Below are 9,422 nucleotides of genomic sequence, written 5' to 3' on the forward strand. Positions count from 1 at the left end.
GTGTAAGCCGCTAGGATAAAAGTCTGTTATTTACGAAATCAATTCATATCAGGTATTCAATTCATGTCCAATTTTGCTCTGCCTCCTTTATTACGTGAAGACGAACCGCCCGCTGCGGCTATCGAACGAGCTGAAAGTCGCTCGCCCTTTATCTTGTTGGCCGACCATGCCGGGCAGCGTATTCCGGTTCAACTTAGGGATTTAGGATTACCAGCAGGAGAAATTGATCGACATATTGGTTGGGATATTGGCTCCTTAGCCACTGCGCAGTTACTGAGCCAGTATCTGGATGCCACATTGATTCATCAGCGTTATTCGCGTTTAGTTATCGATTGTAACCGTACCCCCGGTATCGCCAGTTCTATCCCTGAAATCTCTGAAAATACACGGATCCCGCGTAATATCGGTGTCACAGTGGAAGAGGCTGAAGCCCGTCGAGCAGCGGTATTTCAGCCCTATCATGACTTGATCACACAGACACTTAATCAGCGCCGTGATAGTGGTCAGCCGAGTATCATTATTTCGATGCACAGTTTTACGCCGTCATTTAAAAATATTTCCCGACCTTGGCAAATTGGCACGTTATTTCACCGAAATCCTGAGTTTGCGTTGCAGTTAGTGTCATTTTTACAGCAAGAAGATGCTTTAAATGTCGGCATCAATGAACCTTATGCTATGACAGATGCAACAGATTTCACGTTGCCATTCCATGCCGAGCAGCGGCAGTTACCTTATGTTGGCATCGAGATTCGCCAGGATCTTATTACTGATGAGAATGGGCAGGAGGAATGGGCCAGACGGCTGGCGCGGTTGTTACCGCAAGTCCTGACGGCCTATACCCATTCAAACTAAGTTGTCACCTATATATTGGCTCAAGAAAAGTCTGTTTTGTGCCAATTATTTTTCCGGGTTTATGACTGGCCACTATTAATTAGTTATTATCGGTGGCTATAGTTATTTTCAATTTATAACCAATTATTTATCACACAACTTGAAGGTTGATAATCTCGTGGAAGCCAAACCCGCGCGTATCCTGATCAGTGCCTGTTTGATGGGCAAACCGGTTCGTTATAACGGCAGTGCGCTGTCTGTTCATGATGAAATTATTCAACGCTGGCAGGATGAAGGGCGGCTGGTTATGGTGTGTCCTGAACTGGCAGCGGGAATGCCAGTACCTAGACCGCCTGCTGAAATTCAGCAAGGTAATGGTGAAGCGGTATTACAGGGCCAGGCCCGGGTGATTGAGCAATGGGGTAATGATGTCAGCCGGGAATTTCTGCAAGGGGCTTATCAGGCATTAGCGTTAGCCCAAAAACATCAGTGCACCTTGGCTATTCTGACTGAAGGTAGCCCTTCTTGCGGCAGCAGCCGTATTTATGATGGTCATTTTAATGGCACCCAACGCGCAGGACAGGGCGTGACAACGGCTTTATTGCGCCGCCATGGGATCACCGTGTTCAGTCATCTTCAACTTGAGCTGGCGGATGATTTTTTGCGAAATGCTTCGCAAATCCAGATTGAAAATTAATCAAAAGTCATAAAATGTCGCTATACTGTATAAATACACAGTATTCATATGATTCGTATCTTCCGTCACTTGATTTTTATTGAAACCATTAAGTCGAGGTAGCGATATGGCATTTCAGATAATTGAAAAACAACCGCAACAAATTGTGAGTATCCGAGTCGTCGGCCCTTATCACGAAACCATCCCAAAAGGTTTTGACCAACTATCATCACTTTATACTCAGCATCAAATTCCGGGAAAAGATTGGTTAGCACTTTACTGGGATAACCCAGAAACCAATACACCGGCTAAGTTGCGGGCTGATGTGTCATTGTCTGTTGCGGATGATTATGTCTTACCGCCAGAACTCAGTGATCACTTGCAATTGCAGGTGATTCCCGCGGGCTTGTATGCGGTGTATCACACTCGAGTAACGGATGATGATTACGCCAAGGCTTGGGGAGAGTTGTATCACCAGCATTTACCACAAAGTGGCTATCGCCCGACCGAAGGGGCGTGCTACGAAGTTTACCTCAATGACGGCAGGGCTGATGGCTATTTTGATATTGATATCTACCAATCCGTTGAGAAAAACCAATAAAGTTAGATAAGCAGCCGGGTCTGAACAGTTCGGCTGTTTGCCACATCATTGTTGGCTTTTTTGGGATAGTGTTGTCGAATAATAGGTCATTATCCGCAGTAGTAAAAGTGGCATGCTTTGTCTACCGATTTAAGTGGGTTAGCGCTTGTCTTTTAGACGTTAGGAGCAGCTGCCCGCGAACCAAGACAGACGATGAAACTCGCATTCAGGATAATATTATGACAAATACCATTCAGCAGGTCGCGATTGTTACCGGTGCATCACGGGGTATTGGTGCGGCAATAGCCGAGCGTTTGGCTCAGGAGGGCTATACCGTCTTGATCAATTACTCTCGGGCTGATGATGAAGCCGCAGCCTTGGTGCGTAAAATTCAACAAGCGGGCGGCAATGCATTGAGTGCCAAAGGCGATATTAGCGATCCCACCGCCGTGGCCCAATTGTTTACCAAAGCTGAAACCGCCTTCGGTGGGGTTGATGTGTTGGTCAATAATGCCGGTATTATGTCACTCAGCACGGTGGCAGACAGCGACGATGAACATTTTGACCGCCAAATTGCCATTAACCTGAAAGGAAGCTTCAACGGAATGCGAGAAGCGGCGAAACGGCTCAGAAATGGCGGCCGAATTGTTAATTTCTCAACCAGTGTTGTGGGCTTAAAGTTGGAAAAATATGCTGTTTATGCTGCCACCAAGGCTGCGGTTGAAACGATGACGGCGATTCTGGCAAAAGAGTTGCGAGGCCGCGATATTACTGTCAATGCTGTGGCTCCAGGGCCGACCGCGACTGATCTTTTCCTGAACGGAAAATCCGCTGAACTGATTGAAAAAATGGCGAAAATGGCACCATTAGAAAGATTGGGCACACCAGAGGACATTGCAGCGGCTGTGGCATTTTTGGTCGGAAAAGACGGCGGCTGGATCAATGGGCAAGTGCTGCGCGCCAATGGTGGGTTGATTTAACCCTATTGTGGGAAGGCGCGGTGGGGCCAGGGAATTCCCCTGAAAGATAAGGAATAATAATTAGTTGGGCTGCCATAAAAGCGTGGACTGTCATAAAAGCGTCATTCGCCTGTTCTAGTATCCGTTGTAACCAATCAATACAAATTGTATGACTGTTTTACAACAAGGAACTCTACTGATGCAGAACCGCGTATCCACTTTGTCCGGCATAGCGTTATCTACTTTGATGCTGAGCAGCTCTTTGTTCGCCCCCAATGCTGTTGCCGCTGCCACCGGTTTATACGATCGCAGCGCCCACGGTGATATCACTCAATTTGGTGGTGCTCGCCGTTTAACAGAAGATCAAACTCAGGCTCTTCGTGACTCGCTGTCCAACAAAACGGTAAAAAATGTCATTTTGCTGATAGGCGATGGGATGGGCGACTCAGAGATAACCTCGGCTCGTAACTATGCCATGGGCGCGGGTGGTTTCTTCAAAGGGATTGATGCATTGCCGCTGACCGGACAATACACGCACTATTCATTAGATAAGAAAACACAGAAACCCGATTATGTAACTGACTCGGCCGCGTCGGCGACTGCATGGTCTTCCGGTGTGAAAACCTATAATGGCGCACTGGGTGTCGATGTGTTCGGGAAAGATCACGTCACCTTGTTGGAATTGGCTAAAAAAGCGGGTAAAGCTACTGGCAACGTTTCAACGGCTGAACTGCAAGATGCAACGCCTGCGGCACAATTTGCCCATGTCACTGGTCGCAAATGTTATGGCCCGGAAGAAACCAGTGAGAAGTGCAGCACGAATGCGCTGGAGAATGGCGGTCGTGGTTCCATCACTGAGCAAATGATTGAAGGGCGCGCCGATGTTACCTTAGGCGGCGGCTCAAAATCATTTAGCCAGGTTGCCAAAGCGGGTGAATGGAAAGATAAATCTTTGCGTGATCAGGCACTGGCTCGCGGTTATGTGATTGTCGAAAACCTGGATGATTTGAATGCTATAAAACAGGCCGACCAACAAAAGCCACTGTTGGGGTTATTCAGTTCTGGCAACATGCCGGTGCGTTGGCAGGGGCCAAAAGCCTCTTATCACGGCAATATAGATAAGCCGCCGGTGATTTGTGAAAACAATGCTGAGCGAACTCAGGGCACGCCAACCTTGGCCGTTATGACGGAAAAGGCTATTGACCTGCTGAAAACCAATGAGAAGGGCTTTTTCTTACAAGTCGAAGGGGCATCAATCGATAAACAAGATCACGCAGCTAACCCTTGCGGCCAGTTTGGTGAAACCGTTGATTTGGACGAAGCAGTGCAAAAAGCATTGGAGTTTGCTCGCGCGGATGGCAACACACTGGTTATCGTGACCGCAGACCATGCTCATTCCAGTCAAATTATTGAAGCTGATGCCAAAGCTCCGGGCCTGACCCAAGCTCTAACCACCAAAGATGGCGCAATAATGGCTATCAGTTATGGCAACTCAGAAGATGATTCCCAGGGGCATACCGGCACACAATTGCGTATTGCCGCTTACGGCCCACATGCGGCGAATGTAGTGGGTCTGACAGACCAAACTGATCTGTTCTTTACCATGCGCGATGCCATGGCGATTAAATAAATACCCGCACTTGTTGTTGAGAATCCCGGTGCAGTTGTGGCCGGGATTTTTCATTTCTGCACGTTGCCCCAATTTTCTACACCACTAGCAAGCCTTCCTTTACATCACTACAGCTTACCAATTGTTATAATTATAACATTAACCTCGCTCTGGATAAGGCCAATTTTCGGTATATTGCACTTTCATTGATGCGATCATTGTCACATACATAACATTTCTCGCCTGTTAATGTTATTGCAATAACATTGAATGATAAAAAAATAGCACAGAGGAATGGATGATGGATATTGCAGTCATTGGCTCGAACATGGTTGATCTGATTACCTACATTGATGACATGCCACAAGTCGGGGAAACATTAGAAGCACCAGATTTTGAAATCGGATGTGGGGGAAAGGGGGCAAATCAGGCGGTCGCAGCGGCCAGATTAGGTGCCAATGTCATGATGGTTACCCGCGTAGGTGATGATCTTTTTGCTGAAAATACCATTAGAAATCTGCAACAAGCGGGGGTGGATACCCAACATGTTAAAGCAGTCGCTGGAACGTCCAGTGGCGTGGCTCCGATTTTTGTCGATAAGTCGTCACAAAATCGTATTTTGATTATTAAAGGTGCCAACAACCACCTATTACCGGCAGATGTTGACGCCGCCGCAGATGCTTTAAAAACCTGCCAGTTGATTATCTTACAACTCGAAATCCCACTGGAAACTGTTTACGCCGCCATTGATTTTGCCAGACAGAATAATATTAAAGTTATTCTTAATCCGGCCCCAGCTTCCAAAGCATTGGATATCGGCTACGCCTGCCAATGTGAATTCTTTATGCCAAATGAAACAGAACTGGCCATTCTGACAGGAATGCCAGTAGACAGTCTGGATAATATCTATCGGGCAGGGCGTAGTTTGTTGGATAAAGGCCTGCATAATCTGATTATTACCTTGGGGCATCGTGGCTCGTTATGGATGCATGGCGAAGAAATTCATCATGTTCCACCGGTTAGTGTTCACGCCATCGATACCAGCGGTGCGGGAGATGCTTTCATTGGGTGTTTTGCTCATGAATATGTCTTGCATGGCGACATATTAAAAGCCATGGAAATGGCGTCTGCTTTTGCTGCATACAGTGTCACCGGCAAAGGAACGCAACGTTCTTACCCTGACGCGTCGCAATTTATTGATTTTTTACAGACCCTACACCAAGGAAAATAAAATGCGCCTTAATACCGTTCAACTGCCCGATGGCTATTTAAATAAAACACCATTATTCCAGTTTATTTTGCTTTCCTGTTTATTCCCGCTTTGGGGATGCGCAGCCAGTCTGAATGATATTTTAATTACCCAATTTAAAAGCGTTTTTGCACTCAGCGATTTTGCCAGTGCACTGGTACAAAGTGCTTTTTATGGTGGTTATTTTCTGATTGCTATTCCTGCATCATTAGTGATTAAAAAAAGCAGTTATAAAGTCGCTATATTGATTGGGCTAACACTTTATATTGTGGGCTGTACTCTATTTTACCCGGCCTCTCATATGGCAACCTATACCATGTTTCTGGCGGCTATTTTCGCTATTGCCATTGGGTTAAGTTTCCTTGAAACAGCCGCGAATACCTACAGTTCAATGATTGGTCATAAAGATTATGCGACGTTGCGGCTCAATATCAGCCAGACGTTTTATCCCATTGGCGCATTGATGGGGATCGTATTAGGGAAATATCTGGTATTCCAGGAAGGCGACAGTTTACAGAATCAAATGGCATCAATGACGCCAGAACAGATTCATGAATTCCGCCTCAGCATGTTAGAACACACATTAGAGCCTTATAAATATCTGATTTTTGTCCTGTTATTGGTCATGCTGCTTTTTGTTATTACCCGCTACCCTCATTGCAAACCGCAAGGTGACAATAATAAAAAAGTAGCTCAACCTTCATTAAAAGAAACACTGAAATATCTGGCAGGCAATGGGCGTTTCAAAAAAGGCATTATGGCGCAGTTCCTCTATGTGGGAATGCAGGTTGCAGTATGGTCCTTTACTATTCGCTTAGCCTTGAATCTGGGCGCATCTAATGAGCGGGATGCATCAAACTTTATGATTTACAGCTTTATTTGCTTCTTTATTGGTAAGTTTATTGCCAACTTCCTGATGACGCGTTTTAAAGCTGAAAAAGTGTTAATAGCTTATTCCATCTTAGGAGCGTTGACCCTGTTATATGTAGTATGCGTGCCTAACTTTACAGCGGTTTATGCGGCGGTATTTGTCAGTGTCCTGTTCGGGCCTTGTTGGGCGACTATTTATGCTGGCACGCTGGATACTGTGGATAATAAATATACCGAAGTTGCCGGGGCCATTATTGTCATGTCAATTGTGGGTGCTGCTGTGGTACCGGCATTGCAAGGCTTTGTCTCTGACCATCTGGGTTCAATGCAGCATGCTTTCGTGGTCTCACTATTATGCTTTGTTTATGTAGGTTTCTATTTTTGGGGTGAACTGCGCAATAAGCAGCGGGTCAATGCGGCAATATTGGCAAATAATGAATCCTAATTAACCGGGGAGTAATCATAAATGACCGCCCAAATAATGCTGTTTCGTGAACAATTCAGCCGTCATGAGCAGGAAATTTACCGCAGTGATTATTTTACTGTGACCAGTTTTAAATATGCATCAGGTATTGAAGTGTTAAAAATCACCAACTCACGAGGTTATATCACTCTGTTGCCTTATTACGGCCAGATGATTTGGGATGCAGAATTTGATGGTCACAATCTGAAAATGGATAACATGTTTTCTCAGCCTAAGCGGGGGGAGAATATTGTCGATACTTACGGTTGTTTTGCTTTCCATTCAGGCCTGCTGCGCAACGGTTGCCCATCATCTGAGGATGACCATGTATTACATGGTGAAATGCCATGCGCCGACATGGACCAAGCCTGGTTAGTTGTTGAGGGTGATCGACTGGCACTGACGGGCCGTGTGGAATATGTAAAAGGTTTTGGTGACCACTATTGTGCTCAACCGCTAGTTCGGTTGACCGCAGATAGTGCACAATTCGATATTGAAATGAATGTGACTAACTTAGCCAGCATCGCTATGCCTCTCCAGTATATGTGTCATATGAATTACGCTTATATTCCAGGGGCCACTTTCCGGCAAAATTTACCCGGCTCAGCCTTAACACTACGTGAAACTGTGCCCGCACATGTTCATCCAACACCGCAATGGCTGCAATACACACAGCAATTACGCGAACGTCCGGCGGGACTCACTGATTTAAATGAGCCTGAGTTTTATGATCCGGAAATTGTTTTCTTTGCCGATGATCTTTCACAATATGTTGATAATGCCGAGTTCTTTATGCTGGCTCCGCAAGGGCACCGCTTTGTCACACGTTTTTCAACTAAACAGTTTAATTATGGTACTCGCTGGATATTACATAATGGCGATCAGAAAGTGGCTGCTTTTATTTTACCGGCGACCTGTCGTCCAGAAGGGTATTTAGCCGCAAAAGAGAAGGGCACTTTGCAGATGTTATCACCGGGAGAAACCCGCCATTTTAGCGTAACCACTGGGGTGGTTTAATACCGGTTGTTTTCTTTATTAAGGCGGGCAAGGAAGCCCGCCAGTTTTCACCGCTAAAAACTAAAGTCGGCCATAAAATGTCATTCTGGCGCTTTCAGATAACGAAATATCGGGTTGTGCATTATAAGCCAGAACCACCAGCATTCGGGTGATATCACCTTGTGTCGGCGTCACGCGATGAATGGCATTTCTGCCGCGGAATAGGACTAAATCCCCCGGTTCAATGTGCAATGTTTTGGGGGTGATGTGGTGGTTTAATAGTGCTTCTACTCCGGAATAATTCATCTCACCTTTATCGGCATCTCTCATCTCTTCAATATATTCAAACACGCCACCCGCCTGCGGTTGTTGTACTAATAAAGTGATGGCAAATGATGAATTATCAAAGTGCCAACCTAATTCCTGACCTTGGCTGGCGTAGTGTAAATTTATCGAAGAAAGCGAATCGGCATAGGGATAGAGCTGTTCTTCGCCTAAGACAGCACAGAGAAAATCCTGAAAATCAATAGCACCATAGAGTGTTCGTAGTGCGGAATCTGCGGGAATGTCCTCATCGGTAATACAGCCTTTTGATGAGGTAACCAACCGATTGCGAGAGTGATCAGTGGCAAACTCTGGATCCGTTTTGGTCAGATAAACATTGTGTTGATTGGCCGCGTAGTAAGCCAAATGCTGATGTTCAATACCTTCTTGCTTAATACTATTCAGGGCCGGTGGTAATAGAAAATCAGATAAAACCAAGGCACCATCGGTTTCTAAGGTACTTTTGCATTGTGCAATGAATGCCGGGTCGTTGATCGGATGGGCAGTCATATCAATTATTTCAGCGAGTTTCTGCATATATCCCCACAATGATGCTAAATGTCACTTGGTTGCTACATCTAACCATATAGGATTATTTGCAACCAGAATAATAATAAAACGTTACCGTCAGGTTGAGTTTAGCTATGGAAAAGGGAGCGAACCATAAATATCTTTGCTGGCTGAATGCATAATGAACTGGCATAATTGGGTTATTGAACGTTCGGGCATGCAGTCTGCTGGGCGCGTCATTATTAAAATAAAATACGACTTATTATTTAACCTATTAATTGGACTTAAGTGCAATTTATAGGATCCCTTTGTGGTTTTTACGGTGCTTAATTTGTGTAAAAGTATCTGTAAGAAG

Annotated in this window: 9 protein-coding genes; 8 read left to right on the forward strand and 1 reads right to left on the reverse strand. The window is 45.4% G+C overall.

Features of this window, described 5'->3' with window-relative positions; translation table 11 throughout:
- Positions 1–63 precede the first annotated feature (63 nt).
- The 8 genes from HU019_RS04320 (at position 64) to HU019_RS04355 (ending at position 8,254) form a co-directional block, all read left to right on the forward strand.
- Complete coding sequence (locus HU019_RS04320) at positions 64–852, forward strand: N-formylglutamate amidohydrolase (RefSeq protein ID WP_174847668.1); 789 nt, start codon at positions 64–66, stop codon at positions 850–852.
- Positions 853–1,009: 157 nt separating this feature from the next.
- Complete coding sequence (locus HU019_RS04325; protein ID WP_174847667.1) at positions 1,010–1,528, forward strand: 2-thiouracil desulfurase family protein; 519 nt, start codon at positions 1,010–1,012, stop codon at positions 1,526–1,528.
- A gap of 106 nt (positions 1,529–1,634) precedes the next feature.
- Positions 1,635–2,108 carry a DNA gyrase inhibitor SbmC gene (sbmC, locus tag HU019_RS04330; protein WP_174847666.1) on the forward strand — a complete coding sequence of 158 codons (474 nt, stop codon included), beginning with the start codon at positions 1,635–1,637 and terminating at the stop codon, positions 2,106–2,108.
- Between the two features lie 218 nt (positions 2,109–2,326).
- Positions 2,327–3,067 (forward strand): SDR family oxidoreductase, encoded by a 741-nt coding sequence (locus HU019_RS04335; RefSeq protein WP_174847665.1) that lies wholly within the window; start codon positions 2,327–2,329, stop codon positions 3,065–3,067.
- A 178-nt stretch (positions 3,068–3,245) separates the two neighbouring features.
- Positions 3,246–4,676, forward strand: coding sequence for an alkaline phosphatase (phoA, locus tag HU019_RS04340; RefSeq protein ID WP_174847664.1), 1,431 nt, complete (start codon positions 3,246–3,248; stop codon positions 4,674–4,676).
- A 280-nt stretch (positions 4,677–4,956) separates the two neighbouring features.
- Positions 4,957–5,886: a ribokinase gene (rbsK, locus tag HU019_RS04345; protein ID WP_174847744.1), complete on the forward strand. Its 930-nt coding sequence runs from the start codon at positions 4,957–4,959 to the stop codon at positions 5,884–5,886.
- 1 nt (position 5,887) lies between these two features.
- Positions 5,888–7,219 (forward strand): L-fucose:H+ symporter permease, encoded by a 1,332-nt coding sequence (fucP, locus tag HU019_RS04350; protein WP_174847663.1) that lies wholly within the window; start codon positions 5,888–5,890, stop codon positions 7,217–7,219.
- 21 nt (positions 7,220–7,240) lie between these two features.
- A complete protein-coding gene (locus HU019_RS04355) occupies positions 7,241–8,254 on the forward strand; it encodes an aldose 1-epimerase family protein (protein ID WP_174847662.1) in 1,014 nt (337 codons plus the stop codon).
- 60 nt (positions 8,255–8,314) lie between these two features.
- Here the strand turns inward: HU019_RS04355 and HU019_RS04360 are convergent, their stop codons facing one another.
- Positions 8,315–9,094 carry a 2OG-Fe(II) oxygenase gene (locus tag HU019_RS04360; protein ID WP_174847661.1) on the reverse strand — a complete coding sequence of 260 codons (780 nt, stop codon included), beginning with the start codon at positions 9,092–9,094 and terminating at the stop codon, positions 8,315–8,317.
- Between the last annotated feature and the right edge of the window lie 328 nt (positions 9,095–9,422).

Source organism: Yersinia artesiana, assembly GCF_902726545.1.
Lineage (GTDB): Bacteria > Pseudomonadota > Gammaproteobacteria > Enterobacterales > Enterobacteriaceae > Yersinia > Yersinia artesiana.